This window comes from Stenotrophomonas sp. LM091, from assembly GCF_001806305.1.
Classification (GTDB): domain Bacteria; phylum Pseudomonadota; class Gammaproteobacteria; order Xanthomonadales; family Xanthomonadaceae; genus Stenotrophomonas; species Stenotrophomonas bentonitica_A.
In genome coordinates this window covers 1,732,008-1,757,201 of record NZ_CP017483.1, presented here as the reverse complement: position 1 = coordinate 1,757,201, position 25,194 = coordinate 1,732,008, and the positions used below count along the sequence as shown (strand labels likewise).

Here is a 25,194-nt window from a genome sequence, read left to right as displayed (position 1 = left end):
ACCGACCCTGCCAGGCCTCACTTTTGTCCTGTCGTCTCCAGCGCCGCCTTTTCAGCCACGGTCAACGCGCGATGGCCGTAGCTCAGCACCCGGGTCATCTGCCATTGCCCGTCCTTGTGCTGCCAGACCATCACGAACTTCGCGCTGCCTTCGCACTTGCCGGTGGCCACCTCGCAGAAGCGGTGCTCGCCTTCCTCGATCGCGCCGAAGTTCTTGATCGGGTAGACCTTGAGCGTCCCGGGAACCCGTTCGCGGCGGACCTTGTGGCAAATGTACTTGCGCGTGTTGGAGACCACCGTGTCGCGATCGAACGTGGCCCCGCCGCTGTCGTGATAGAACTCGACGGTAGGCGAAAAGTAGCGGGTAAAGGTCTCCAGGTCGCAGCGGTTGTAAGCGTCGAAGACCTGGTCATCCAATCCGGTGATGGTGCGCGTAAGGGCAGCGGCGTCTTCGGCCTCCTCGCCAGCGGATGCCGCCAGGGGCGCGAGCATGCCGGCAGCCGCGAGCACGGCGGCGACAACAGCGGGGGAGCGTTTCATCGGCAGTGCCTGCTTCGATCGGACCAGAGCGGGCGTCACTTTTCGCACGGGCCGGGACGCCCTTCAAGTGTCATTCGGACGGATGACCTCCGGCGCACGGAATCACGGGCGAGGGCAGTGGCCCCCTACAGCGTGCTGGAGTCCACCCGCTGGCGACCGGCCTGGGTGAGGTCGATGTCACCGTCTTCGGCCTGCGCGGCGTAGCCGGCCTTGACGGCCCAGTTGGCCGCCTCATCGCTGACCGGACGCGTAGCGTTGATGTCGCGAAGGATCTGCCGCTGTTCTTCAGTCAGGGGCGCCCGGGTGCTTTCGCTTCCGCTCATGGCGCGCGGACCTCGACGCTGATCGCGCCCTGGGCCAGCCGTGCGCGCTTGGCCCGCCGATGGTTTACCCACCACACCAGCCCCGGCAGGCCGTACAGCAGTGCACCGGCGAGCAGAAAGATCTTGAAGGCGGCATTCATGGCGGTCTCTCTCCGTGCGGTATGGCGTTGATGCGTCGTGATCGGCCCAAGGCGCGGTGGCGCGCACCGGCGCCTGCAGCGGCCCCGGCCGCGACCCCAGCGCTAGTTCAGCGCAATCGCCGTGAAGGCGCTGTCCCTGCGAGGGATACCCCGAGCCGCAGGGCGCTCGTCGCCGGACCGTCATCACTTCGTCGTCTGGCTCGCTTACAACGGGAGCCGCTGGCGACGCCACGGCCGCTGGTTGAGATGGGCCCTAAAGTTCATCCAAAACCCGCCGATATCGATGCGTCCTTCCGCCTGGAGTACGTGATGTCGGCTGTCCCCCGCCGCCTGTCGTTGTTCGTCGCCCGCCTGGGCGACCGGTTCCGCTTCCGTCTGGCCCCGCCGTCCCGGTTGGCCGGGCTCGGTCGTCTCAGCGTGGCACAGAAACTCAGGGCCAGCCTGCTGATCTGCGGCCTGGGCCTGTTCGCGGTGGCCGTGGTGTACGGCTGGACGCGGCATGATACCGAGCGGGCGGCCGAGACCTTCGCCGCCCACCAGCAGGAGGCCGCGCTGGCGGCCACGCTGGCAACCGAAGTCGCCGAGGCGAGACGCCTGCAGACACGGTATGCCAGCACCTTCGATGATGTCGATCGCGACGCCCTGCAGGCGGCGCACCAGCGCTTGCAGGCCACGCTGGCCCGGCTGCAGCGCGATCCGCACGATGCCGGCAGTGCCGGTGCGCTGCGTGAGTTGGCGACGCGGGCAGCCGACTTTGCCGAGGGCATCACCGCGTTGAACGCCCGCGTGGACGAGATGGGACGCGGCGATGCCGGCCTGCGTGCACAGCTGGAAGCAGCGGCTGCCACGCTGGAGGCCAGCGTCGAGGCCAGCGCGCGCCCGGCGCTGATGGCCCAGCTGCAGAAGATGCGCCGCGAGGAGAGCCTGCTGCTGCTCACCGGCGATTCGGCGCACACCGATCGCGCCAGCGAACAGAAGCTGCCCTTCGATCTCGCACTGGGCCAGGCGCGCCTGGGGCCGGAGATACAGGAGGCACTGCGGACGCAGATGGACGACTACCAGGGCGCGCTGTTGGCCTACACCGCTGCCCGCATCGGGCTGGACGTGGAAGCGCAGTCACTGGCCGAGACCGCGGCCCAGATCGGCCCCGGGCTGCAGGCGCTGCAACAGGCGCAGACGCTGGCCTTGGCGGCGGCACGCGAGCGACAGGCCGCGCGGGCCAGCACCATGGGGATCGTATTCGCGCTCACGCTGCTGCTGGTCGCGGTGGTGCTGATCGCCACGCTGCTGCTGGTGCTGCGCGCGGTGCGCCACCCGATCACCGATACGTTGCGCTTTGCCGAGGACATCGCCGAGGATCGACTCGACACCGTCCTGCCCCTGCATAATCCGCACGATGAAATCGGCCAGCTGGCCGCGCGCCTGCGCCACATGCAGCACCGCCTGCGTGAGCGGATCGACGCCGAGCGCGCGGCCGCGCGCGACAACACCCGTGCCCGCCAGGCGCTGGACTGCGCACAGACCGGGGTGATGGTGCTCGACGGTGAGGGGCAGATCGGTTTCCTCAACCAGGCGCTGCTGGCCGAACTGCAGCTCACGCACGCGGACTGGAGCGGCCAACCGGCTGCCGCCCTGCATCCGGCCTTCGCCACCCTGGTGCCGACGCTGCAGGCCGGCCAGCGCGCCAGCCGCGAGATCGAGCACGCGGGCATCCGCTACCAGCTGGTGATCACCCCGATCGTGGACCACGGCCAGCTGCTGGGCGCAGCGGTGGAGTGGCGCAGCCGCGCGCTGGAAACCACGGTGGAAAACGAAGTCGCCGCACTGGTGGACGCCGCCGCACGGGGGGAACTGCACGAGCGCATCACGGTGGACGACAAGCAGGGCTTCGTCAAAACCCTGGCCCTGAGCATCAACCACCTGCTCGATACGTTCCAGAGCAATCTGTCCGGGCTGCAGGGGCTCCTCTCGGCCCTATCGCAGGGCGATCTGCGCGTCCGCATGCACGGTGACTTCCACGGCGTGTTCGCCCGCCTGCGCGACGATGCCAATGCTACGGTGATGCAGCTGACCGACATCGTCGCGCGCATCCAGCAGGCGTCGCTGGCGATCAACCATGCCGCCGGGGAGATCGTCGCCGGCAACCACGACCTCTCCGATCGCACCGAGCGCCAGGCGGCGCACCTGGAAGAGACGGCCTCGTCGATGGAGGCGCTCTCGGCCACCGTCCGGCAGAACGCGGATTCAGCGCAGCAGGCCAACCAACTGGCGATACGCGCGGCCGAAGTTGCGGCCCGCGGCGGCGAATCGGTGGCGCAGGTGGTCACCACCATGGCCGATATCGCCCTGTCCTCGCGGCGGATCGGGGAGATCACCGGGGTGATCGACGGGATCGCGTTCCAGACCAACATCCTGGCCCTGAACGCCGCCGTGGAAGCGGCGCGGGCCGGCGAGCAGGGGCGCAGCTTCGCGGTGGTGGCCAGCGAAGTGCGCCTGTTGGCACAACGCAGTGCCGACGCCGCGCGCCAGATCAAGCAGCTGATCGAAGCCTCGGTGGAGAAGGTCGATGCCGGCACGCGCCAGGTCGATGACGCGGGTGCGACCATGGGTGAGATCGTCGGCAGCGTGCAGCGGGTCACATCGATCATGGCCAGCATTTCAGCCGCGTCGCAGCAGCAGACGGCGGGCATCGAGCAGGTGAGCCAGACGTTGCTGCAGATGGATGGCAGCACGCAGCAGAATGCGGCGCTGGTGGAAGAGGCTTCGGCCTCGGCGCGCGCCCTGGACCGCCAGGCCTCGCTGCTGGGCGAAGCGGTGGATGCCTTCGTCGTGACGCCACCGCCGCCGGCGCGTGTGCGGGCGACGGCCTGAGGCTGCGTCAAGGCCGCGCTCACCGTTCTTCACCGGCGGTGAGCCGGCGCTGTGGTTCGCTATTGTCCACCTATGAAGAAATCCACGCGCCGGCCGTCGCCTCCCACTGCCCCGGATGCCTTCGTGCGCGTCCGGGGTGCACGCGAACACAACCTGAAGAATGTGGATGTCGAGATCCCGCGCGATGCGCTGGTGGTGTTCTCCGGCATCTCCGGCTCGGGCAAGTCTTCGCTGGCGTTCGGCACGCTTTACGCCGAGGCACAGCGGCGCTACCTGGAATCGCTGTCGCCCTACGCACGTCGCCTGATCGACCAGGTCGGCGTGCCGGACGTGGACGCGATCGAAGGGCTGCCACCGGCGGTGGCCCTGCAGCAGCAGCGCGGTACTGCCAGCGTGCGCTCCAGCGTCGGCAGCGTCACCACGCTGTCGAGCCTGCTGCGGATGCTGTACTCGCGCGCCGGTACCTATCCGGCCAGGCAGCCGATGCTGTATGCCGAGGATTTCTCGCCGAATACACCGCAGGGCGCCTGCCCGAACTGCCACGGGCTGGGCTACGTGTATGAAGTGACCGAACAATCGATGGTGCCCGATCCCTCGCTGAGCATCCGCGAGCGCGCCATCGCCGCGTGGCCACCGGCGTGGCACGGGCAGAACCAGCGCGACATTCTGGTCACGCTGGGCTACGACGTGGACATTCCCTGGCGCGAGCTGCCCAAGAAACAGCGCGACTGGATCCTGTTCACTGAGGAACAACCGGTGGTGCCGGTCTACGCCGGCTTTACCCCGGCCGAAACCCGCGCCGCGCTGCGGCGCAAGGAGGAACCCAGTTACATGGGCACCTTCAGCGGTGCGCGCCGCTATGTGCTGCACACCTTTGCGACCACGCAGAGCGCGATGATGAAAAAGCGCGTGGCCCGCTACATGATCGGCGCCCAGTGCCCGGTCTGTGATGGCCGCCGGCTGAAGCGCGAAGCGCTGTCGGTGACATTCGCCGGCATGGACATCGGCACGCTGTCGCAGCTGCCGCTCAGTGCGATGGCGCAGGCGCTGCGTCCTGCGGCCGAAGGCCACTTCGATGCGCCGGCCGCTACGGCCACACGCAGCCGCAGCGCAGGTCGGCAGGCCACCGCCAAGCGCGTGGCCGCCGGTGGCAATGCGCATGCCGGCGGCAGTGACGTGCGCCGCACGCCGGATCTGTCCGAAGAGAAACGCATCGCGGCACAGCGCATCGCGCACGATCTGGTCGAGCGGATCGGCACGCTGCAGTCGCTGGGCCTGGGGTATCTGTCGATGGACCGCGCGACCCCGACGCTGTCGCCGGGCGAGCTGCAGCGCCTGCGCCTGGCGACGCAGATCCGATCCAGCCTGTTCGGGGTGGTGTACGTGCTGGATGAACCCACCGCCGGCCTGCATCCGGCCGATGGCGAGGCCCTGTACGACGCGCTGGCCCAGCTCAAGGCCGGCGGCAATACCTTGTTCGTGGTCGAGCATGATCTGGAGATGCTGCGCCGCGCGGACTGGCTGGTGGATGTCGGCCCCGGCGCGGGGCAGCATGGCGGCCAGGTGCTCTACAGCGGGCCGCCGGACGGCCTGCGCACGGTCAAAGCCTCGGTCACTGCGCCGTATCTGTTCCAGGACGCCACCGGCACGCGCCGCACGCCGCGCGCGCCGTCCGGCTGGCTGGGCCTGCAGGGCGTCCACCGCAACAATCTGCATGGCGTGGAGGCGCGCTTTCCGCTTGGTGCGTTCACCGCAGTCACCGGCGTCTCCGGCTCGGGCAAGTCCAGTCTGGTCAGCCAGGCACTGGTGGAGCTGGTGGGCGAACACCTGGGGCAGGAGCCGGTGATCGAGGAAACCGACAGCGAGTTGCTGCAGCCCAGCCGCATGGAACGCACGCGGGGCCGCTTGAACGGGGCCAAGGCGATCAAACGCCTGGTCAATGTGGATCAGAAGCCGATCGGGCGCACGCCGCGCTCGAATCTGGCGACCTATACCGGCCTGTTCGATCATGTTCGCCGGCTGTTCGCCGGTACACGCTCGGCCAAGGCGCGGCGCTACAGCGTCGGCCGCTTCTCCTTCAACGTCGCCGCCGGCCGCTGCGAGACCTGCGAAGGCGAGGGCTTCGTCCACGTCGAACTGCTGTTCATGCCCAGCGTCTACGCGCCGTGCCCCACCTGTCATGGCCAGCGCTACAACGCCAAGACGCTGGAGGTGCAGTGGAACGGGCGCAACATCGCGCAGGTGCTGGCGATGACGGTGGAGGAGGCGTTGGCCTTCTTCGCCGAGGAGCCACCGGTGCAGCGGCCGCTGCAGCTGCTGCGGGATATCGGGCTGGGCTATCTGCGCCTGGGCCAGCCCGCCACCGAGCTGTCCGGCGGCGAAGCGCAGCGGATCAAGCTGGCCACCGAGCTGCAGCGCAGCCAGCACGGCAGCAACCTGTACGTGCTGGACGAGCCGACCACCGGCCTGCATCCGGCCGACGTGGACAAGCTGATGGCGCAGCTGCACGGTCTGGTGGATGCCGGCAACACGGTGGTGGTCGTCGAGCACGACCTGCGCGTGGTGGCCGATGCGGACTGGGTGATCGATGTGGGGCCGGGGGCTGGCGAAGAGGGCGGGCGGATCGTGGCCGAGGGCACGCCGGCACAGGTCAGCCGGGCCACGCAGGGGGCGACGGCGCGCTATCTGCGCCGCTGGTTCCCCTGAGCGGCCGGGCGTTGCTCAGTACACATCGCGACGGTAGCGTCCGTCGTTGAGCAGGGCATCGACCGGATCGTTGCCCAGTACCTCGCGCAGCACCGCATCGACGCCTTCGGCCATGCCGTGCAGCGAGCCGCACACATAGATGCTGCCACCCAGATCCACCCATGCGCGCAGTGCCTCCGGTGCGGCGCGCAGCCGATCCTGCACATAGCCGCCACCCTCGGCATCGCGCGAGAACGCCAGGTCCACGCGGCTCAGATGGCCCTTCGCCTGCCAGGCCTCGATCTCCTCGCGATAGAGGAAATCGTGCGCGCGGGTGCGCTCGCCGAACACCAGCCAGTGCCCGCGGTCGCCCTGTGCGTCCGCTTCGCGCAGCAGGCTGCGCAGGCCGGCGATACCGGTGCCGTTGCCGATCAGCAGCATCGGGGCATGCTCGGGATGGCGATGGAAGCCGGTGTTGCGACGTACCCGGGCCGCGATGCTCTCCGCCTCGGTGGCATGCACGCACAGCCAGCCAGAGCCCAGCCCATGGCGGCCGTCGGGCAGCGCGGTCAGGCGAATCACCAGCTGCACGGCCCCATCGGCCGGTACCGAGGCGATCGAGTACTCGCGATGGGGCAGCGCCGGCAGCCGCGCCAGCCAGCGCGCGGCATCGGCTGCGGCGGCAGGATCACGTGGCTCCACAGCCTCCGGCAGCACGCGCGCGGCAGCCGCTTCGAGCAGCGTCGTGATCCGTCCATCGACCGTCACCGGTGCCTGCGGATCCAGGCCGTTGCGGGCCAGTGCCGCCAGCACGTGGGCACGCGCGTGGCGGGGCGCCATCTCCAGGATGTCACCGGCCTGCCAGTGCGCGTGGGCCGGCGGGTGCAGTGCCACCTGCCAGATCGCCCCGGCGGCGCTGCCCGGATTGAGCACGGTGCGCGCACCGAGTGCCCACGGCTGCAGCGCCACCGGCGCCGGCAGCGGGGTGTGGTCCTCAACGCCGGTCAGCAGGGCCAGCTGCTGCTGCCACTGGGCCAGTGGCACCGCATCCGTGCGATCCACCTCGATGCTGGCGAACAGCCGCTGCGCGCCCTGCGCCGCCAGCCAGCCGTCCACCTGGCGCGAGAAACCACAGAAGCGGGCGTACTCGCGATCGCCGAGCCCAAGCACGGCATACCTCATTCCCTGCAGCGCAGCGGCGTGCGCCAGCACCCGACGCTCGAAGGCACGCGCGGCGTCCGGTGCTTCGCCATCGCCGAAGGTGCTGATGACGAACAACGCGGTGTCCGTGTCTGCCAGGACTGCGGCATCCACCTGCGCCAGCGGGCGGACGTGCACCGGCAGGCCGGCCGCCTGCAGCTGTGCAGCCGTGCGCCAGGCCAGCTGTTCGGCAAAGCCACTCTGGCTGGCGAATGCCACCAGCCACGGCTGCCCGGTGCCGATGGCGGTCGCCAGTGGCAGGCGCGAGGCGCGCACGTCGCGTTTCTTGCGGCGGCGGTCCAGGTACAGCATCCAGCCGGTGATGAAGAACACCAGCATGCCCAGGCTGGAGAGCATCACGATGATCCGCCCCGGCAGCCCGAAGAAGCTGCCCGAGTGCAGCGCGAACACACTGACGATGATCTTGCCGCCAACGGTCTTGCTGCGGTAAGGCTCGTAGGAGAGCAGGGCACCCGTGGACGGATCGAGCTGGAGGATGTCCTGCGCGCGGTCGTGCGCGGTGTTGCTTCCCTGCACGCGGCTGGTGAGCGCACGGCCTGGCTTGGCCGGGAAACGAAGATCGATGTACCCGCGCCGCACGCCTTCCAAGGCGTACAGCGTGGTCTGCACCTTGTGCAGGTCCAGTGGGCCGCCACGGGTGCGCGGCGCGGTCTGCTCGGCCGCGGGGCCGCCCAGCAATGCGGTTGCGCCCTTGCGGTACCAGTCGAACGACCACCACAGCCCGGTCAGCGCGATCATCAGGTAGACCAGCAGCACCCAGGTGCCGACCACCGAGTGCAGGCTCCACAGGAAACTGCGCCCGCTGCGCGCCCACTCCACCGCCAGCCAGGTGCGCCAGTGCCACCAGCGCCGCGGCCAGCGCAGGTACAGGCCGGACAGGCAGAAAAACACCAGCGCGATCGCGCAGCTGCCGGTGATCAGGCTGCCGCGCTCACCGCTGACCAGGTGGCGATGCAGATCCTCGACGAAGGCGAAGAAGTCCAGCCCCTTCAGCCCGGTGAGCACGGTGCCGGTGTACGGATCGAAATAGCGCCAATTCGCCTGGCCGCCTTCGAAACGCGCCACCGACAGGCGCTGCCCGGTGGCGTCCACGCGCAGCCGCTGCAGCGGCTGTGGCATGCCCTGCTGCAGCCGTGGCAGCAGCTCTGTCAGGGCCAGTGGCTGCTCGCCCGCCGCGTGCCGCTGCACCACCTGCGCCAGGGCCGGGTTGGCCGCGCGCATGATCTCGTCTTCAAAGGCCAGCGTGGCCCCGCTCAGGCCCATCACCGCCAACACGGTGCCAGCGGTAATGCCCAGCAGCCAGTGCAGCTGGAAAATGATGGTCTTCAACATGGGGGCGGTCCGGCGGCAAGGCGAAGCGCGCCCGGCGGTGGATGAGAATGGATCTCGTCATTGTTGGGCGCAGGCCGGAGGCGGTCAATAGCCCAGGTCGGGCCCGTAGGGCCCCCGATCAAACAGCCACTTCGCCCAAGCGCGTCAGGGCGTTGCCCAGGCCTCGATTTCGCCGGCCGCAAACGGCCCCAGCTTCTGTTTCACGATGCGCCCCTGCGCGTCGATCAGCACGGAATACGGCAGCAGCCCCTGCGCATTGCCCAGCCGCACGCTGGCATCGGCCGGCCCGGGGGTATCGAGTACGATCGGATAGGCGACCGGTACGCGGGTCAGGAAATCGCGCACGCCCTCGGGCGTATCCAGCGCCAGCCCGAGCACCTGCACGCCGGTAGCGCCCTGGGCGTCGGCAAAGGCGGTCAGCGCGGGCATTTCCTCCACGCAGGGGCCGCACCAGCTGGCCCAGACATTGATCAGCAGCGGACGCCCGTGGAAGCTGGCCAGGTCCTGCGGTTTCCCTTGGAGGTCCGGCAGGGTGATCGCCGGCATCGGATCCCCCGGTTGGGCCGCGACCACCGCCGGCCGTGGCGGTGGCGGGGCAGTGGCCGGGCGCTCGTCATGCCCGGCGAACCAGACGCCGGCGCCGATGCCCAGCACGGCCGCGATCACGACCACCACGACCGTCCGCCGTGGTGGCCGCAGGCTCATCGCGCGGTCCGCAGCAGCGCTTCTTCCACCAGCGCCTGGGTCAGCACGGTCGGCAGCACGGTGGGCGGGGCGCCCGGGCCGTAGACCACGTAAAGCGGCACGCCGACGGCCTTGTGCTCATCCAGGAAGGCGGTAATCTGCGGGTCGACATTGGTGTAGTCGCCGCGCATGTAGACCGCGTTGGTCCGCCGCAACGTATCGCGGAAGGCGTCGGTGCCCAGCACCGCGCGCTCGTTGGCCTTGCAGGTCACGCACCAGTCGGCGGTCATGTTGACGAACACCACGCGGTTGTCCTGGCGCAGGCGGTCCAGCATCTGCGGCGAGTACTCCACCACGTTGTCGCTGGCCGACTGTGCGGCCTTGGCCGGCGGATCCAGGCGGGTCACGCCCCAGATCGGATACAGCGCGCCGAGCACCAACAGCAGGGCCAGCAGGCCACCCACGCGCTGGCTGCGCCAGCGGCTGCGCTCGAACCACCACAGGGCCAGCGACAGGATCACCAGGCCGCCCAGCACCAGGGCCATGGCGTCCACGCCGCGCTGCTTGCCCAGCACCCACAGCAGCCAGATCGCGGTGCCGTACATCGGGAAGGCCAGCACCAGCTTGAGGGTTTCCATCCACGCACCGGGGCGCGGCAGGCGGCGCGCCAGCGAGGGCACGAAGCCGATCAGCAGGAATGGCAGCGCCAGGCCCAGGCCGAGCGCCAGGAACACCAGCATCGCCTGCAGGCCGGGTGCCGCGAAGGCGTAGGCCAGGGCCGGCCCCATGAACGGAGCCACGCACGGGCTGGCCACCACGCAGGCGAGCACGCCGGTGAAGAAATCGCCGACCGGACCGCTGCGCGAGGCCAGCGACTGGCCCATGCCACCCAGGCTGCCGCCGAGGGTGAACACGCCCGACAGGCTCAGGCCCACGGCGAACATCAGGTACACCAGCGCGGCGATGAACCACGGGTGCTGCAACTGGAAGCCCCATCCCGCGGCCTGGCCGGCCGCCCGCAGCGCGATCACCAGGGCGCCGATGGCAGCGAAGGCCACCAGCACGCCGGCGGTGTACCAGAGCGCATGGCTGCGCGCGCGCTGGCGGCTCTCGCCACTCTGCGCCACGCCCAGCACCTTCAGCGACAGGATCGGCAGCACGCACGGCATCAGGTTGAGGATCAGGCCGCCGGCCACGGCGAACAGCAGCAGCACCAGCAGGTTGCCGGGCGCGGCGGCCGGTGCCACCGGCGGCGGGGTGCGCTGCGCGTTGTCGGCACTGGCATCGGGCGGGGTGGCGGTATCGCCGGGCACGGCCAGCGCCGGTTCGTTCGGGCGGATCAGCATCGGCTGGCTGCCGGCGTCGCTGCGGGCCTGGTCGCGCTTGTCGCGATTGGGCAGGGGGGCGATGACCTCGGTCTTCTGCGCGACCTCATCGGCCTTGGCGTTGATCGTGCCTGCCGGCAGCGCCAGCTTCACCCGGCGCGTCATCGGCGGGTAGCAGATGCCATCGGTCTGGCAGCCCTGGAAGGTGATCACCAGCGTGGCGTCGGTCGCACCGGCGGTGCTGCGGCGCAGGGGCAGCGGTACATCGATCTGGTCGAAATACACCGCGACATCGCCGAAGTGTTCATCGCGGTGCGATTTGGCAGCCGGCCACTTGGGCTTGTCCGCGCGGATGCCCGGGGCGCCTTCCAGCGCCAGCGAGGTGCGGTCGCGATACAGGTAGTAGCCCGGCGCCGGGGTGAAACGCAGCAGCACGGTATTGCCATCGCCGACGATCGCATCGAAGCCGAACGCGCGTTCGGAGGGCAGCGGCAGCGCCTGGGTGGTGCTGGTGCCGGGCAGGCGCAGGCCGGTGCCGGTGTTGCCGGCCAGCGGGTTGTTGAACGGGGAGGCAGCAGCGCTGGCGGCGGCCGGGGCGCTGCTGGCCGCGCCGCTGCCGCCGCTCGGCAGTTTCACCTGCAGCGTGCGCTTCTGCGGCGGATAGCACACGCCAGCATCGGCGCAGCCCTGGTAGCGCACTTCCAGCGTGACGGTGTCGGCGCCGTCGGCGGCCTTGCCGGGCAGGACACCGGTCAGGCGCTCGCGGTAGGTTTCCACCTCGCCGAAGAAGTCATCGTGGTGCTTCTTGCCGGCCGGCAGCTGCAGCGCCTCGGCATCGAAGCCGGCCTCGGCCTTGACCGTGGTGCGGTGGCGGTACAGGTAATAACCCGGGGCGATCTTCCAGCTGATCTCCACGCGATCGCGGTCACGCGCCTGCGCAGTAAGCCCGAAGGCCTCATCGACCGGGAGCAGGTCTTTTTCACTGACGGCCCAGGCCGGCAGGGAGACCACGAGCAACGCGCACAGCGCGGCAACACGACGAAACAGCGTCATCAATCACTTTCCTCACGGGTCTGCGCCCGAATCCAATCCAGGTACGCCGGCAGGCCGGCGCGGGTTTCGACCGCGATGCACTCGGGGAGTTCATACGGATGCAGGGCCTGCACGCGCGCGATCGCGGCATCCAGGCGGCTGCCGGTGGTCTTGATCACCAGTTGGACCTCATGGTCCTCGGTGACCTCGCCCTGCCAACGGTAGGTCGAGTGCGCCCCGTCCAGGCGCGTCACGCACGCGGCCAGGCGTTCGTCCACCAGCGCATGTGCCAGCCGCGTGGCGCAGGCCACGTCGGGGCAGGTGGTGAACAGCACGAAGACGGGATCGGCAATCGACATGACCGCCGAGTATAGGACCGCTGGAGGCCAATGGTCCGACCGGCGCCGCGAGGGGGCGCCGGTCGGACGGGCTCAGTTGGCCAGCTGGCAGGTGGCCGGCCTGGCCGAGGTGAACAGGGCCGGGGTGGCCCATTCGGGGTGGTCGATGAACGGATTGCGGTTGCCCTGGAAACTGAAGATCACCTCATTGCGAGCGCGTTCTGCCGCATCCGGCGGGTCAGCAAGGTGCCAGTCGATCAGGGTCGAGAGCAGGCCCATGTAAGCAGGCGAGGCCGACGTTTTGACGATCTTGCTGCGGTCGTCGGTCAGCTCCAGGTCCGGCTCGGACTGGCCGGTTTTCGCATCTTTACCGCCTTCATAACGGATCGCCATGTACATCACCGCACGCGCCATATCGCCCTTGCGATGGCCCCACACTTCGAACGAGCCGCCATTGCCATCGGGCGTGCGCACCCAGTTGGAGGTGCCCGGGTAGCCGCCGCTGCCGCCGCCGGACCCGTTGTTGGATTCGGTTGCACGCTCACCGCAGTTGCTGTCGCATTTGGCGTAGGGCTTGTTGCCGCGGTCCGCATTCCACTGCGCATCGGTCAGGTACAGCATGTGGGTGTCGGTATACGGCGCGTAGGGCAGGCCCTTGTCGCCGGTGGTGCTGGCAAAGCCCAGCGAGTTGGGCCAGGTGTGCTCGCGGTTGTAGGTCAGCCCACTGCCGGTGCCGGCCCGCCCGCTGACCTTGGTATAGCTGCGGTTGCGGTAGGCATCGAGGATGTTGCCGCTGTTGTTGGGATCTTCGTCGGCGATCTCCAGGATGGTCCAGGTGCTGGTGCCCGAGCCGCTGTACGGATACGCGGTGTGCCCCTTGATGGTCTCGTGCAGCGAGCAGCGCAGCTGGCTGGGGCTGGAGGTGTTCACCTTCGCGTAGTACTCGCCGGGGTTGCCCGGATTGCCCGGGTCGGGCGTGGTGGCGGTGGCCACGGTGAACGCGATGCGGGTATCGGCGGCCGGGCGCGCGCCCTGGGCATCCTTCACGCGGGTGGCGCGGATATCGAAGCGGCAGGCTTCCCCCGCCACCAGCGCGGTGTTGGTGGCCAGCGTGAAGCGGGTACCGGTGGTCGCATGGCTCAGCGCGACCGTGCCGGACTGGCCGCAGCTCAGCGCGAACGCGCCGCTGGAGAGGGTGACCGGCTCACTGAAGATGACGCTCAGGTCGGCCGCGGCCGGGAACGTGCTGGCGCCCTGTTCGGGGGTGGTCGCCGTGACCGAGGGCGCGGTATTCGGGCCGGTCGGACCGCCGCCGCTGAAGGTCTGGCCGTGGTTGCAGGCGCCGAAGGTCTGCCCGGCCGTTTCGGCCCAGGTGAAATGCGCGTACTGGCTGCCGGTGCCGGTCAGCTGCAGAGAGGTGCCCGGGGCAGTGCTGTTGGTCTCGCTGACCGGGAGGTTCTGGCTGGTCAGGCCCGCCGCGGGTCCCCCGGCCGCGGTGATGGTGCCCTCGTAGCTGAGGAACTGGACCACCTTGCCGCTGGCATCGACCAGGGCGATGCCATCGTTGGGACCGTTCTGGAGGCCGTTGGTCGGGTAGCTGACCGTGGCCAGCCGCGCGCTGCCGCAGCTGGCGGTGCCGGCCGGGACCGCGTTGTCGGCGTAGACCGCGGCGGCCGAGGGGTTGCTGCCGTTGTAGAGGTAGAGCCGGTAGCCGGACAGGTCCTCACCGGCGGTGGCGACCACCTCGATCGCCTCGCCGACATCCCCGGCCGGGGTGCTGTCGTCGTAATGCAGTTCATTGATGAATACATCGGCCCGGGCCGGGCTGGTGGCCAGTACCAGCAGGCAGGCCAGGGACAGCGGCGTCAGCAACCTCATCTACGGCTCCTTGTGATTGGTCAGTGCCGCTCGAATCTACGCAATCCAGATGACACATCCGCCACCCTGTCGGATTCGACCTTTCGCACTGAGAACTGCGTCAAACATTCACGTCCGACCACCGGCCGGCAAAAAAATCCGATCGGCTGCCCTTGAAAGGGCAGGGGCCAGCACCATCTCTGCTCTGTCCCGCACCGTCGGGTTTTTTCGTGAGCGTGGCTGGCAGTCGCCCTGTGCGAGTGCTAACATCGCCAGACTTTCCTAGACCAATCAACAACTTAAAAGGGTCTCACATGAGCATCAAGCCGCTTCATGACCGCGTCGTAGTCAAGCCGATCGAAGCCGACGAAATCTCGTCCGGCGGCATCGTGATTCCGGATTCCGCCAAGGAAAAGTCGACCAAGGGTGAAGTCGTGGCCGTCGGCCCGGGCAAGCCCCTGGACAACGGCAGCGTGCGCGCGCCGTCGCTGAAGGTCGGTGACAAGGTCATCTACGGCCAGTACGCCGGCAGCAGCTACAAGTCCGAAGGCGTCGAGTTCAAGGTTCTGCGCGAAGACGACATCCTCGCCATCGTCGGCTGAGTGATGCGGCCGGCCCCGTGCCGGCGCTTCCGCACTTCCTCCCGTTCAAGCAGCCGGGCATGGCCCGGCTCTACATAAAAAGGTAATCGCAATGGCTGCCAAAGATATTCGTTTCGGTGAAGACGCCCGCGCCCGCATGGTTCGCGGCGTCAACGTTCTCGCCAATGCCGTCAAGGCCACCCTGGGCCCGAAGGGCCGCAACGTCGTGCTCGAGAAGAGCTTCGGCGCGCCGACCATCACCAAGGACGGCGTCTCCGTCGCCAAGGAAATCGAACTGGCTGACAAGTTCGAGAACATGGGCGCGCAGATGGTGAAGGAAGTCGCGTCGCGCACCAACGATGACGCCGGCGACGGCACCACCACCGCCACCGTGCTGGCCCAGGCCCTGATCCGCGAAGGCGCCAAGGCCGTCGCTGCCGGCATGAACCCGATGGACCTCAAGCGCGGTATCGACAAGGCCGTGATCGCCGCCGTCGCCGAGCTGAAGAACATCTCCAAGCCGACCGCTGACGACAAGGCCATTGCCCAGGTCGGCACGATCTCGGCCAACTCGGACGAGTCGATCGGCAACATCATCGCCGAAGCGATGCGCCGCGTGACCAAGGAAGGCGTCATCACCGTTGAAGAAGGCTCGGGCCTGGACAACGAGCTGGACGTCGTCGAAGGCATGCAGTTCGACCGTGGCTACCTGTCCCCGTACTTCATCAACAACCAGCAGTCGCAGACCGCTGACCTGGACGATCCGTACGTGCTGCTGCACGACAAGAAGATCTCCAACGTGCGCGACCTGCTGCCCGTGCTGGAAGGCGTCGCCAAGGCCGGCAAGCCGCTGCTGATCATCGCCGAAGACATCGAAGGCGAAGCGCTGGCCACCCTGGTGGTCAACACCATCCGTGGCATCGTGAAGGTCGTGGCCGTCAAGGCACCGGGCTTCGGCGACCGTCGCAAGGCGATGCTGGAAGACATGGCCGTGCTGACCGGCGGCACCGTGATCTCCGAGGAAATCGGTCTGTCGCTGGAAAAGGCGACGATCAAGGACCTGGGCCGCGCCAAGAAGGTGCAGGTCTCCAAGGAAAACACCACGATCATCGATGGCGCCGGCGAGAAGGCCAGCATCGAAGCGCGTGTCACCCAGATCAAGACCCAGATCGAAGACACCTCGTCGGATTACGATCGCGAGAAGCTGCAGGAACGCGTAGCCAAGCTGGCCGGCGGCGTTGCCGTGATCAAGGTCGGTGCCTCGACCGAAATCGAAATGAAGGAAAAGAAGGATCGCGTCGACGACGCCCTGCACGCGACCCGTGCAGCCGTTGAAGAAGGCGTGGTCCCGGGCGGCGGCGTTGCCCTGGTCCGTGCGGTCACCGCGCTGAGCGGCCTGAAGGGTGCCAACGAAGACCAGAACCACGGCATCCAGATCGCCCTGCGCGCGATGGAAGCCCCGCTGCGCGAAATCGTGGCCAACGCTGGCGAAGAGCCGTCCGTGATCGTCAACAAGGTCAAGGAAGGCACCGGCAGCTTCGGCTACAACGCCGCCACCGGCGAGTTCGGCGACATGCTGGAATTCGGCATCCTGGACCCGACCAAGGTGACCCGTTCGGCGCTGCAGAACGCGGCCTCGATCGCTGGCCTGATGATCACCACCGAAGCCATGGTTGCCGAAGCCCCGAAGAAGGATGACGGCGCTGGCGCAGCCGGCGGCGGCATGGGCGGTATGGGTGGCATGGGCGGCATGGACTTCTGATGTAGAGGCCGGCCATCGGTCGGCACCTGCCATCCGCCACCGCAGTACGAAAAACCCCGCCGGAAGGCGGGGTTTTTTTGTGCGCGTAGTACCGACTCACAGCGCGCTGGTGGGGGCCGCGACCTCGTCCTGCAACCAACCCAGGAACGCTGCGATGGCCGGTGTCTCCTCGGCGCCGGGCAGGGTGACGGCGTAGTACGCAAACCGCGTCGGCCAGGGCTGATCCAGCACCACCGCCAGCCGACCGCTGGCCACTTCGGCGTCCACATACAGATCGCGCACCAGCGCGATGCCCTGGCCCGCTTCCGCGGCGCGGATCAGCAGCACGTCATCATCGAAGGCCGGGCCACGCTCGATGCGCGGATCGGCGGGCAGGCCAAGCGCGCGGAACCATAGCGACCAGTCACTGCGATCGGAATCCTGCAGCAGCGGGTACTGCAGGCAGTCCGCGGGGGAGTGGATCGGCGGCCCCTCGGCGAGCAGCGTCGGGCAGGCCACCGGCAACAGCACCGGTGCCGCCAGCGGGCGCGAGACCAGCCCGGGATACTCGCCGAGACCGTGGCGGATCGCGATGTCGATGCGATCGCGGCGCAGATCCGCCAAGGCCGACGAGGCTTCCACGCGCACCTCGATCTCTGGATGCCGCGCGGTGAAGCGGCCCAGCCGCGGCACCAGCCAGGCGGCGGCAAAGCTGGGCACGGTGCTGATCGTCAGTGTCTGCCGCGCATGGATGGCGTCCAGCGTCGCCATGCCGTCCTGGATCTGATCGAACGCACGCAGCAGCGCAGGGTGCACCTGCGCGCCGGCGGCGGTGAGGGCGACGCCGTGCCGCGTGCGGGTGAAGAGCTCCACGCCGGTGCGCGCCTGCAACAGCTTGAGCTGCTGGCTGATCGCACCCGGGGTGACGCCCATGACTGCCGCGGCTGCCTTGAGGCTGCCATGACGTCCGGTTTCGACGAAGGCGCGCAGCGCGAGGAGGGGAAGGACAGCGCCCATGACGTTAGATTTTCTCTCTTGAGCAAGCACGATAAATCGTTCTACAGCAGGCCATGGCCTGCGTAGCATCGTGATCATGTTGATTCACGGCGGTTTAGTCCAGCTGCATTGCATGAACTCCACCAATGCGCCCGCAGCCGGCATGCGCTGCCATCGCGGCGTGGCGTCGTGACGTGACGTGACGTGACCTCCCTCCGCCATCCATCCCCTGCCAAGGAGACCCGCATGTCCCCAGCGTCGCTGCACCTGTACACCGACAGCTCGCCCAACGGCTTCAAGATCACCATCGCGCTGGAAGAGCTCGGCATCCCTTACGTGCTGCATCACGTGCGCATCGACGCCGGTGAGCACCGCCATCCCGATTTCCTTCGGCTGCATCCACACGGCCGCATTCCGGTGCTGGTCGACGAGGCAACCGGTATCACGGTGTTCGAATCCGCCGCCATCCTGCTCTACCTGGCCGAGCAGAGCGGACGCCTGTTGCCGCAGGCGCCACGCGCGCGCTGGGAGGCAATCACCTGGCTGATGTTCCATGCCGCCAGCGTCGGCCCGATCCTGGGCCAGCGCGTGCATGTCGAGATGTTCGCCGACGCGCCCCATGCGCCCGCGATCGAACGCTATCGGCGCTTGAGCGAGGCGTTCTTCGCCACGCTGGACCAGCGCCTCACAGACCGCCCATGGCTGGCCGGCGAGGCGTACTCGATCGCCGACATCGCCGGCTACGGCTGGAGCCACATCGCACAGCTGATCGGCTTCGATTTCAGCGCGTACCCCCACTTGAGTGCATGGCACCTGCGCATGTCACAGCGGCCTGCGGTGCAGCGCGGCGTGCAGCTCCCCGAACCGGCCACCGGCCCCTGATCCAGGACGATCACGATGACGCTGTTGACCGATATCAGCGCTGCACAGGGGCCGCTGACCGGCGCCTCCGCCCCCGCGTTCGCCCGGCATGCCGGTTACCAGCGGATGTTCCGCGAGGGAGCACTCACGCTGGGCGTGTTCCTGCCGCTGCGCTTCTACCAGGGGGACATGCAGGTGCTGGCCGGCCAGGCCGACCTGGTGCGCCAGCTGGACCGCGACGGTTTCGCCGCGACCTGGGTGCGGGATGTGCCGTTGTTCGATCCGCTGTTCGGCGATGCCGGGCAGGTGTTCGATCCGTTCACCTACCTGGCCTTCCTGGCGGCGCGCACCGAACGGCTGGCGCTGGCCACCGGCAGCGCGATCTTCTCCCTGCGCCACCCGATCGACCTGGCCAAGTCCGCGGCCACCATCGACCAGCTGTCCGGTGGGCGCCTGGTGCTGGGCATCGCTTCGGGTGATCGCCCGGTCGAGTTCCCGGCGTATGGCCTGCAGCATGCAGACCGTGGCAAGCGCTTCGCCGCCTCGGTGGCCTGCGTGCGTCAGTTGATGCAGCACGGTCCCCTGCATATCGAGTCGCCACTGGGCGCGCTGCAGGGCGTCGAGCTGTTGCCCAAGCCGGTCGCCGGGGCGATTCCGCTGCTGGTGACCGGCACCTCGCAGCAGACACTGGACTGGGTCGGGCAGCATGCCGATGGTTGGCTGACCTATCCCGAGGCAACCCATCACGCCGCCGGGCCGCAGCGCCTGGCCGGCAAGATCCAGGCCTGGCGCCGCCTCATTCCCGACGGGGGTTTCCGCCCGCATGTCACCAACGAATGGCTGGATCTGGTCGAGGACCCGAACCATCCACGCACCCCGGTGAAGGGTGGCTACATGCTGAGGACGGGTCGGAACGGGCTGATCGATCTACTCTGCGAGTGGCAGCGTACCGGCGTGAACCATGCTGCGTTGGGGATCCAGTTCTCGCAGCGCCCCGCAGCCGAGGTGCTGCAGGAGCTGGCCGAGTACGTGCTGCCGTTGTTTCCCTCGCATGACGGGCCATTGCCGGCACAGGTGCGCTGGTAAGCCGCTACGTGGCCTGCGTCATTCGACGAACGTCTTGCCCCCGTACTCCCACGACCACGGCGCGCCGGTTTCGCCCAGAACGAACCGCACCAGGGCCGGGAACGCCGCTTCGGCGCGCACGTCATTGCCCAGCACCACCACGCAGCGTTGGCGTCGCGCCACGCACACCAGCGTGTTGCCCACCGCATCGTCGTGGCCGCCCTTGTAGAACCCGCGCCCCTGCGGTCCCTGGAACACCACCACGCCCAGCCCGGCGGCGAGGTCACGGCGCCGTTGCGCAGGCGCCAGCTCGTCCTGCAGGGTCGGAAACTGGCTGGCCGTGGTGATCGGCCACTGCGCGTGGACCAGCTCGGCACGCCCCTTTGCCGACAGCCCCTCGCCGCGCATGTAGCCGGCAGCGAAACGCGCGATGTCGGTAATGGTGGTATCCATTGAACCGGCAGCTCGCACGCGGCTGCGCTCATCGTGCGGCTCGCTTGTGCCGTCCTGGGTCCAGCCATCGGCCAGGTTGCCGGCAAAGTCGGGGCGCCACAGCATGCTGGTGCGGGTCATGCCGAAGCGGTCGAACACCCGCCGTTGCATCTCCGCGCCCACCTTCAGGCCCAATCCTCGCTCCAGCACGAACTGCAGCAGGATCAGGCCTTCGCCGGAGTAGGCATAGCGCGTGCCGGGATCGAAGTGCAGGCGCAGCTTTCCATCCGGCTCCAGGAACGCGAAATTGGCAAACCCGCTGCGATGGCTGAGCAGCATCCGCGCGGTCAGGCGACGCCAGCGCGGGTCGTCCCTGAGGTCCGGCCAGGGCGCGTACTGCTTCTCTGCCGGGTAGTCCGGCAAGGGGCGCTGCAGGTACTCGCCGATCGGCCGGTCCAGGTCCAGCACCCCCTCGTCCACCAACTGCATCACCATGTAGGCAAAGGCCATTTTGGTCAGCGACGCGCCGTACATCACCGTGTCGGTCGTCAGTGGGTCACCGGCGGCGTTGCGCTTGCCGGCCGCATGCACCTGCACGACCTTCCCATGATCGATCACGGCCAGTGCCAAGCCCTGCGCACGCGTCTTGGCCATCATCCGCGCCATCTCGGCATCGACCGCGGCAGGGTCTGGAAGCGTTGTGGGCGGCGTGGCGCGCGCGATGGGCGCCGCCGTCAGCAGCACGAGCATCAAGGCGAACGGGCGCATGGCACGGCACTCCTCCAGGACTCGGCCGCATCCTACCGCGGCGCGGCCCCGCGTACAGCGCCGAAGGTCATCGTGACCTCTGGCGTCGATGGCAGGGCTCTGCCGGGGTCAGCCGGTCAGCCCGGCGCGCGCGCCACGCGCCGACGCTCGCGCCAGGCGAGGCCGAGGTGCGCAAGCAGGAAGAACAGCGCGCCACCCACCAGCATTCCCTGCGAGTTCGCCATGGGCAGCCGTATCGCTGCCGCTGTCCCCAGCGCCATGCCGACCATGCCGACGCCGACGGCAACGCGTTGTCGCGCCAGGTACTGCGCCTGCGCGCGCTGACGTTGTTGGACGGCCTCGCGCCTGGTGTCCGGCCGCAGGATGGCCTGGGCAATGGCGTCAGCCTGGGAAGCGGTCATCTACACATCCTCGTGGGCGATCCTGTGGCGATCTTCGCTTGTTGCCTGCACGGCGTAAAGGACGGCGGCGCTTCCAGGCAGGTCGCGACAGCGATATAGTTAGCCGCCATATCATCCTGGGTCTCCGTGCATGCTGGAAACCAAACACCTCGCTTTCCTGACCGAGCTGGAGCGCCGTGGCCAGCCCGATTCGGGCGAACTGGCGTTGTGCTTCCAGGTGCTGTCGCTGGCCAGCGCGATCGACCAGGACTGTGCCAGCCGGCTGGCGCCGCTGGGCCTGAGTGAAGGGCGTTTCGTGCTGCTGTTCCTGCTGCGGGGTGCGGAAACGGCACTCTCGCCTCACCAGTTGGCCGAGCGCGCCGGGGTGACCCGCGCCACCATCACCGGCCTGCTCGATGGGCTGGAGCGCGAGCACCTGGTCAGCCGCCACAGTGATCCGGATGACAAGCGCCGCATCCACGTGCGCTTGACCAGGGCGGGTCAGGCGCTGGCCGCGCGCCTGTTCGACCAGCAGACCGCGTGGATCGCCTCGCTGTTCGCCGATATCAGCCCGCGGGAACGGCGCACGCTCGGCACGCTGCTGCAGCGCGTGTGGTCGCGCACCGACGCAGGGCGTGCGGCATGAAACAGCCCATCACCCGCGAACGCCGCGGTCAGCTCGATCGCGGTGAAACCGAAGCCACGCATCTGGCCGAAGTGCTGGCCGTCGACTTCGCCAAGCTGATGGCCCATGTCGCCCCCGGCTTGCCCGCCGCTGCGATCACGCCGATGCGCAATGCCGCCAAGCGCGGCATCACGCTGCGCATGCAGGGCGCCGCGACGCTGTTGCGCGTGCATGGCCACGGCGATCATGCACGGTGGTCGCGGCACGCCAGCGACACCGTGCGTGGCTGGGCCTGCTATCTGATCGGCAGCGACCCGGCCTTGTCGCTCGAGCACAGGCTCGATGCGCTGCGCACGCTGGCCGACGATGCGCATTTCGGCGTCCGCGAGTGGGCATGGCTGGCTGTGCGTCCGCATGTTGTCGCCGAACCCCTGCGTGTACTCGCGCACCTGCACGGCTGGACCACCGACGTCTCACCCAACGTGCGTCGCTTCGCCTGCGAAGCGCTGCGCCCGCGGGGCGTGTGGGCTGCGCACATCACCTTGTTCAAGCAGGCGCCGCAACACGCGCTGCCGCTGCTGCAGGCGCTGTGCTGCGATGCCTCGCGCTACGTGCAGGATTCGGTGGGCAACTGGCTCAACGACGCCGGCAAAAGCCAGCCCGACTGGGTCCGCGCGCTGTGCAGCGAATGGCAGCAGCACCACGCCGATGATCCGGCCAACACCTATATCCGCACGCGCGCACTGCGCTCGCTCTGACCTCAAGGAACGCCATGTCGCACATGTTGATCGAGCTCTACACCGCCACCCCCGCCTGGACCGCGCTGGACCCGGTGTCGCGCGGGGCGTTCTTCGCCCGCATCGGCGCCGGCATGCAGCACGTGGATCCGGCCCGCATCACGCCGGTGGCGATGGGCCGCATCGAACAGGACGTTCCGCACACCACGGCCGAGCAGTTCTATGCGGTGTGGCAGTGCGCCGAACGGCTCGATGCCGATGCCTTGCTGGCCGCGATCGGCGCTACCGGGTGGCACGAGTACTTCACCACCACGCACGCGGTGGGGGCAGCAGGCACGCTGCAGCAGCACCTGGCCGAGCTGGCGGCGTTGCCGCGGGGGTGAGCGCACCGCTCGCGGGGAGGGGCCTGAACCGATGCCGCAGTTGCGAATGAAACAGTTGGCACCTCCAAACCCCTGTGTTATCAATACTCCCCAATGAACGCACGCCCCGCCAATTCCTACTTTTGGTATTACTTTCCGAAGCCAGCGGCGGAGGAAGGCATGCGCTCACCCTGAAGAAACCTTCAGACGCATTCCCGAAAGCCGCCAGCGCACCTGGCGGCTTTTTTGTTGCCGCCGCGCTGGGGACCCCCACTTCCAAGGAGTTACCCCATGCCCCCCATACCGACGACCTGCGCATCCGCAAGATCGAACCGTTGACCCCGCCGGCACAGCTGCTGGCGATGCTGCCCTGCGACGACGAAGCCTCCGATACGGTCAGCGCCTCGCGCGCGGCCCTGCACGAGATCCTGCATGGCCGCGACGATCGCCTCGCGGTGGTGATCGGCCCGTGTTCGATCCATGACCCGGTGGCCGCCATCGAGTACGCCCAGCGCCTCAAGCCGCTGCGCGATGCCTACGCCGATGAGCTGGAAATCGTCATGCGCGTGTACTTCGAAAAGCCGCGCACCACGGTGGGCTGGAAGGGCCTGATCAACGATCCGGACCTGGATGGCAGCTTCAACATCAACAAGGGCCTGCGTGTGGCGCGCGGCCTGCTGCGCGACATCAACAAGCTGGGCCTGCCGGCCGGCGTTGAATTCCTCGATGTGATCTCGCCGCAGTACATCGCCGACCTGGTCGCCTGGGGCGCCATCGGCGCACGCACCACCGAAAGCCAGGTGCACCGCGAACTGGCCTCGGGGCTGTCGTGCCCGGTCGGGTTCAAGAACGGTACCGACGGCAACATCAAGATCGCCGCCGATGCGATCGGCGCGGCCTCCAACCCGCATCACTTCCTGTCGGTGACCAAGGAAGGCGGCACCGCCATCGTGGCCACCGCCGGCAATCCGGACTGTCACGTGATCCTGCGCGGCGGCAAGACGCCGAACTACGATGCCGACCACGTGGAAGCGACCAGCCAGACGCTGGCCAAGTCGCACCTGGCCGCACGCATCATGATCGATGCCAGCCACGCCAACAGCAGCAAGAATCCGGAGAACCAGCCCAAGGTCATCGCCGACATCAACGCGCAGCTGGCCAACGGCGAAGAGCGCATCGTCGGCGTCATGGTCGAGAGTCATCTGGTGGCCGGCCGGCAGGACCTGGTGGACGGCCAGCCGCTGACCTACGGCCAGAGCATCACCGATGGCTGCATCGGCTGGGACAGCTCGCTGGCGGTGCTGGAGAGCCTGGCCGAGGCAGTGCGGGCACGGCGGGCGGCGCGGATCAGCGAGGCGGCGTAACGGGTGGGGGCGCCCCCATTCGCGGGGCGCTCAGGCCTACGGCTTTCCGGGGAAACTCCCGATTTTCCATGGAGAGCCAACGGATTACCCTTGCCTTACGATCTGAGAAGAGGGGGAGCCGTTGAGCGATCATCCAGTTGTGTGTACATTGTATGCACAGACCTCCGGAGCGCCTTCCGTGGCCCTCGCCAGCAAAGTCATCAACTTCCGGGCGCCCGCCGACAAGCAGGCGCTGATCGACCGCGCCGTTGAGGTTACCGGGGTGAGCCGAACCGAGTTCATTCTGGATGCTGCCTGTGAGAAGGCGCGGGAGGTACTCGCGGACCAGACACAGTTCTCCCTGGATCCTCAGCAGCTGCGACGCTTTAATGCGTTGCTGGATGCACCGCTGGAAAACAACGCGGCCATCAGGAAACTGTTGAGCACGCCTGCACCCTGGGAGCGCTGAGCGTTGCGGTTGTCTGCGCCGCATGCGCTGGCTCAAGCGCATCGGTTGGAGCAGTTTCGATGCAGCGCGGCGGAGCTGACCTCGTGGTTGATGGAGCGTGCCCACCAGAACCAGGCATCGGGGGCATCGCGGTGTTTTGTTGTGTGTGATGCGCAACACAATGTGGTGGGCTATTACGCGCTCGCTGCCGGCGGCGTTTCGCACCAGCTGGTTCCCGGTCGCCTTCGCCGGAACATGCCGCACCCCATTCCGGTCATCGTGCTGTGCAGGTTGGCCGTCCATGCCGACTGGGTCGGCCAGGGCGTCGGCGCGGGACTGCTGAAAGACGCTGTGCAACGCACGATGCAGGTCTGCGGGCACATCGGCGCGCGCGCCTTGTTGTGTCATGCGTTCGACGACACTGCCAAAGCGTTCTATCTCAAGCATGGCTTCATCGCGTCGCCGATGGATGGCAGGACGATGATGTTGCCTGTTGCATAGCGCGCCC

23 protein-coding genes are annotated in these 25,194 nt (G+C 68.2%); 12 read left to right on the top strand and 11 right to left on the bottom strand.

Annotated elements, in window-relative coordinates; genetic code table 11:
* Positions 1-17: 17 nt before the first annotated feature.
* From BIZ42_RS07700 to BIZ42_RS19520, 3 genes are all read right to left on the bottom strand, one after another.
* Positions 18-539: a nuclear transport factor 2 family protein gene (locus tag BIZ42_RS07700; RefSeq protein ID WP_156785706.1), complete on the bottom strand. Its 522-nt coding sequence runs from the start codon at positions 537-539 to the stop codon at positions 18-20.
* Positions 540-664: 125 nt separating this feature from the next.
* A complete protein-coding gene (locus BIZ42_RS07695) occupies positions 665-862 on the bottom strand; it encodes a hypothetical protein (protein ID WP_070426068.1) in 198 nt (65 codons plus the stop codon).
* A complete protein-coding gene (locus BIZ42_RS19520) occupies positions 859-1,002 on the bottom strand; it encodes a hypothetical protein (RefSeq protein WP_019183543.1) in 144 nt (47 codons plus the stop codon). The genes BIZ42_RS07695 and BIZ42_RS19520 overlap by 4 nt, the downstream gene beginning before the upstream one ends.
* A 309-nt stretch (positions 1,003-1,311) precedes the next feature.
* Here BIZ42_RS19520 and BIZ42_RS07690 point away from each other — a divergent pair, with 309 nt between their 5' ends.
* Together BIZ42_RS07690 and BIZ42_RS07685 are read left to right on the top strand one after the other, a co-directional pair.
* Positions 1,312-3,873 (top strand): methyl-accepting chemotaxis protein, encoded by a 2,562-nt coding sequence (locus BIZ42_RS07690; RefSeq protein ID WP_070426067.1) that lies wholly within the window; start codon positions 1,312-1,314, stop codon positions 3,871-3,873.
* 123 nt (positions 3,874-3,996) lie between these two features.
* A complete protein-coding gene (locus BIZ42_RS07685) occupies positions 3,997-6,579 on the top strand; it encodes an excinuclease ABC subunit UvrA (RefSeq protein ID WP_237393569.1) in 2,583 nt (860 codons plus the stop codon).
* A 15-nt stretch (positions 6,580-6,594) separates the two neighbouring features.
* Here the strand turns inward: BIZ42_RS07685 and BIZ42_RS07680 are convergent, their stop codons facing one another.
* From BIZ42_RS07680 to BIZ42_RS07660, 5 genes are all read right to left on the bottom strand, one after another.
* On the bottom strand, positions 6,595-9,111 hold the full coding sequence (locus tag BIZ42_RS07680; RefSeq protein WP_070426065.1) for a sulfite reductase flavoprotein subunit alpha: 2,517 nt from the start codon (positions 9,109-9,111) through the stop codon (positions 6,595-6,597).
* Between the two features lie 144 nt (positions 9,112-9,255).
* Positions 9,256-9,816 (bottom strand): TlpA disulfide reductase family protein, encoded by a 561-nt coding sequence (locus tag BIZ42_RS07675; protein WP_070426064.1) that lies wholly within the window; start codon positions 9,814-9,816, stop codon positions 9,256-9,258.
* Entirely contained in the window at positions 9,813-12,173 is a 2,361-nt protein-coding gene (locus BIZ42_RS07670; RefSeq protein WP_172838043.1) for a protein-disulfide reductase DsbD domain-containing protein, read from the bottom strand. The genes BIZ42_RS07675 and BIZ42_RS07670 overlap by 4 nt, the downstream gene beginning before the upstream one ends.
* Complete coding sequence (gene cutA, locus BIZ42_RS07665; RefSeq protein WP_070426062.1) at positions 12,173-12,511, bottom strand: divalent-cation tolerance protein CutA; 339 nt, start codon at positions 12,509-12,511, stop codon at positions 12,173-12,175. Before cutA ends, BIZ42_RS07670 begins: the two co-directional genes overlap by 1 nt.
* Positions 12,512-12,583: 72 nt before the next feature.
* Positions 12,584-14,368, bottom strand: coding sequence for an endonuclease (locus tag BIZ42_RS07660; RefSeq protein ID WP_070426061.1), 1,785 nt, complete (start codon positions 14,366-14,368; stop codon positions 12,584-12,586).
* A 293-nt stretch (positions 14,369-14,661) separates the two neighbouring features.
* On the opposite strand from BIZ42_RS07660, the gene BIZ42_RS07655 reads away from it, so the two are divergent.
* Complete coding sequence (locus tag BIZ42_RS07655; protein ID WP_019183551.1) at positions 14,662-14,949, top strand: co-chaperone GroES; 288 nt, start codon at positions 14,662-14,664, stop codon at positions 14,947-14,949.
* Positions 14,950-15,040: 91 nt separating this feature from the next.
* Positions 15,041-16,690, top strand: a complete 1,650-nt coding sequence (groL, locus tag BIZ42_RS07650) for a chaperonin GroEL (RefSeq protein WP_070426060.1) — start codon at positions 15,041-15,043, stop codon at positions 16,688-16,690.
* 96 nt (positions 16,691-16,786) lie between these two features.
* On the opposite strand, the gene BIZ42_RS07645 is transcribed toward groL, so the two are convergent.
* Positions 16,787-17,686, bottom strand: a complete 900-nt coding sequence (locus BIZ42_RS07645; RefSeq protein WP_070426059.1) for a LysR substrate-binding domain-containing protein — start codon at positions 17,684-17,686, stop codon at positions 16,787-16,789.
* A gap of 225 nt (positions 17,687-17,911) precedes the next feature.
* Between BIZ42_RS07645 and BIZ42_RS07640 the strand changes: the two genes are divergently transcribed.
* Complete coding sequence (locus BIZ42_RS07640; protein WP_070426058.1) at positions 17,912-18,547, top strand: glutathione S-transferase family protein; 636 nt, start codon at positions 17,912-17,914, stop codon at positions 18,545-18,547.
* A gap of 15 nt (positions 18,548-18,562) precedes the next feature.
* The gene (locus tag BIZ42_RS07635; RefSeq protein ID WP_070426057.1) at positions 18,563-19,612 is read left to right on the top strand and encodes an LLM class oxidoreductase; all 1,050 of its coding nucleotides are present in this window, start codon (positions 18,563-18,565) and stop codon (positions 19,610-19,612) included.
* A gap of 18 nt (positions 19,613-19,630) precedes the next feature.
* Here the strand turns inward: BIZ42_RS07635 and BIZ42_RS07630 are convergent, their stop codons facing one another.
* Positions 19,631-20,791, bottom strand: a complete 1,161-nt coding sequence (locus BIZ42_RS07630) for a serine hydrolase domain-containing protein (RefSeq protein ID WP_070426056.1) — start codon at positions 20,789-20,791, stop codon at positions 19,631-19,633.
* A 116-nt stretch (positions 20,792-20,907) separates the two neighbouring features.
* Positions 20,908-21,192 (bottom strand): hypothetical protein, encoded by a 285-nt coding sequence (locus BIZ42_RS07625; RefSeq protein WP_070426055.1) that lies wholly within the window; start codon positions 21,190-21,192, stop codon positions 20,908-20,910.
* Between the two features lie 130 nt (positions 21,193-21,322).
* On the opposite strand from BIZ42_RS07625, the gene BIZ42_RS07620 reads away from it, so the two are divergent.
* The 6 genes from BIZ42_RS07620 to BIZ42_RS07595 all read left to right on the top strand — a co-directional run bounded on the left by BIZ42_RS07620 (position 21,323) and on the right by BIZ42_RS07595 (position 25,187).
* Positions 21,323-21,817 carry a MarR family transcriptional regulator gene (locus BIZ42_RS07620; protein ID WP_070426054.1) on the top strand — a complete coding sequence of 165 codons (495 nt, stop codon included), beginning with the start codon at positions 21,323-21,325 and terminating at the stop codon, positions 21,815-21,817.
* Entirely contained in the window at positions 21,814-22,554 is a 741-nt protein-coding gene (locus tag BIZ42_RS07615; RefSeq protein WP_070426053.1) for a DNA alkylation repair protein, read from the top strand. The genes BIZ42_RS07620 and BIZ42_RS07615 overlap by 4 nt, the downstream gene beginning before the upstream one ends.
* A 14-nt stretch (positions 22,555-22,568) precedes the next feature.
* Entirely contained in the window at positions 22,569-22,916 is a 348-nt protein-coding gene (locus tag BIZ42_RS07610) for a DUF6616 family protein (protein ID WP_019183559.1), read from the top strand.
* Between the two features lie 239 nt (positions 22,917-23,155).
* The gene (gene aroG / locus BIZ42_RS07605; RefSeq protein WP_070427476.1) at positions 23,156-24,259 is read left to right on the top strand and encodes a 3-deoxy-7-phosphoheptulonate synthase AroG; all 1,104 of its coding nucleotides are present in this window, start codon (positions 23,156-23,158) and stop codon (positions 24,257-24,259) included.
* A gap of 178 nt (positions 24,260-24,437) precedes the next feature.
* Entirely contained in the window at positions 24,438-24,707 is a 270-nt protein-coding gene (locus tag BIZ42_RS07600; RefSeq protein WP_070426052.1) for a DUF1778 domain-containing protein, read from the top strand.
* Between the two features lie 3 nt (positions 24,708-24,710).
* Positions 24,711-25,187, top strand: coding sequence for a GNAT family N-acetyltransferase (locus BIZ42_RS07595; protein WP_070426051.1), 477 nt, complete (start codon positions 24,711-24,713; stop codon positions 25,185-25,187).
* The last annotated feature ends 7 nt before the right edge of the window (positions 25,188-25,194 follow it).

Bases quoted from the DNA above. Each gene is read 5' to 3' on its own strand.
- BIZ42_RS07700 (WP_156785706.1), bottom strand. From the start codon at position 539: ATGAAACGCTCCCCCGCTGTTGTCGCCGCCGTGCTCGCGGCTGCCGGC.
- BIZ42_RS07695 (WP_070426068.1), bottom strand. From the start codon at position 862: ATGAGCGGAAGCGAAAGCACCCGGGCGCCCCTGACTGAAGAACAGCGG.
- BIZ42_RS19520 (WP_019183543.1), bottom strand. From the start codon at position 1,002: ATGAATGCCGCCTTCAAGATCTTTCTGCTCGCCGGTGCACTGCTGTAC.
- BIZ42_RS07690 (WP_070426067.1), top strand. From the start codon at position 1,312: ATGTCGGCTGTCCCCCGCCGCCTGTCGTTGTTCGTCGCCCGCCTGGGC.
- BIZ42_RS07680 (WP_070426065.1), bottom strand. From the start codon at position 9,111: ATGTTGAAGACCATCATTTTCCAGCTGCACTGGCTGCTGGGCATTACC.
- BIZ42_RS07675 (WP_070426064.1), bottom strand. From the start codon at position 9,816: ATGAGCCTGCGGCCACCACGGCGGACGGTCGTGGTGGTCGTGATCGCG.
- BIZ42_RS07670 (WP_172838043.1), bottom strand. From the start codon at position 12,173: ATGACGCTGTTTCGTCGTGTTGCCGCGCTGTGCGCGTTGCTCGTGGTC.
- cutA (WP_070426062.1), bottom strand. From the start codon at position 12,511: ATGTCGATTGCCGATCCCGTCTTCGTGCTGTTCACCACCTGCCCCGAC.
- BIZ42_RS07660 (WP_070426061.1), bottom strand. From the start codon at position 14,368: ATGAGGTTGCTGACGCCGCTGTCCCTGGCCTGCCTGCTGGTACTGGCC.
- BIZ42_RS07655 (WP_019183551.1), top strand. From the start codon at position 14,662: ATGAGCATCAAGCCGCTTCATGACCGCGTCGTAGTCAAGCCGATCGAA.
- groL (WP_070426060.1), top strand. From the start codon at position 15,041: ATGGCTGCCAAAGATATTCGTTTCGGTGAAGACGCCCGCGCCCGCATG.
- BIZ42_RS07645 (WP_070426059.1), bottom strand. From the start codon at position 17,686: ATGGGCGCTGTCCTTCCCCTCCTCGCGCTGCGCGCCTTCGTCGAAACC.
- BIZ42_RS07640 (WP_070426058.1), top strand. From the start codon at position 17,912: ATGTCCCCAGCGTCGCTGCACCTGTACACCGACAGCTCGCCCAACGGC.
- BIZ42_RS07635 (WP_070426057.1), top strand. From the start codon at position 18,563: ATGACGCTGTTGACCGATATCAGCGCTGCACAGGGGCCGCTGACCGGC.
- BIZ42_RS07630 (WP_070426056.1), bottom strand. From the start codon at position 20,791: ATGCGCCCGTTCGCCTTGATGCTCGTGCTGCTGACGGCGGCGCCCATC.
- BIZ42_RS07625 (WP_070426055.1), bottom strand. From the start codon at position 21,192: ATGACCGCTTCCCAGGCTGACGCCATTGCCCAGGCCATCCTGCGGCCG.
- BIZ42_RS07620 (WP_070426054.1), top strand. From the start codon at position 21,323: ATGCTGGAAACCAAACACCTCGCTTTCCTGACCGAGCTGGAGCGCCGT.
- BIZ42_RS07615 (WP_070426053.1), top strand. From the start codon at position 21,814: ATGAAACAGCCCATCACCCGCGAACGCCGCGGTCAGCTCGATCGCGGT.
- BIZ42_RS07610 (WP_019183559.1), top strand. From the start codon at position 22,569: ATGTCGCACATGTTGATCGAGCTCTACACCGCCACCCCCGCCTGGACC.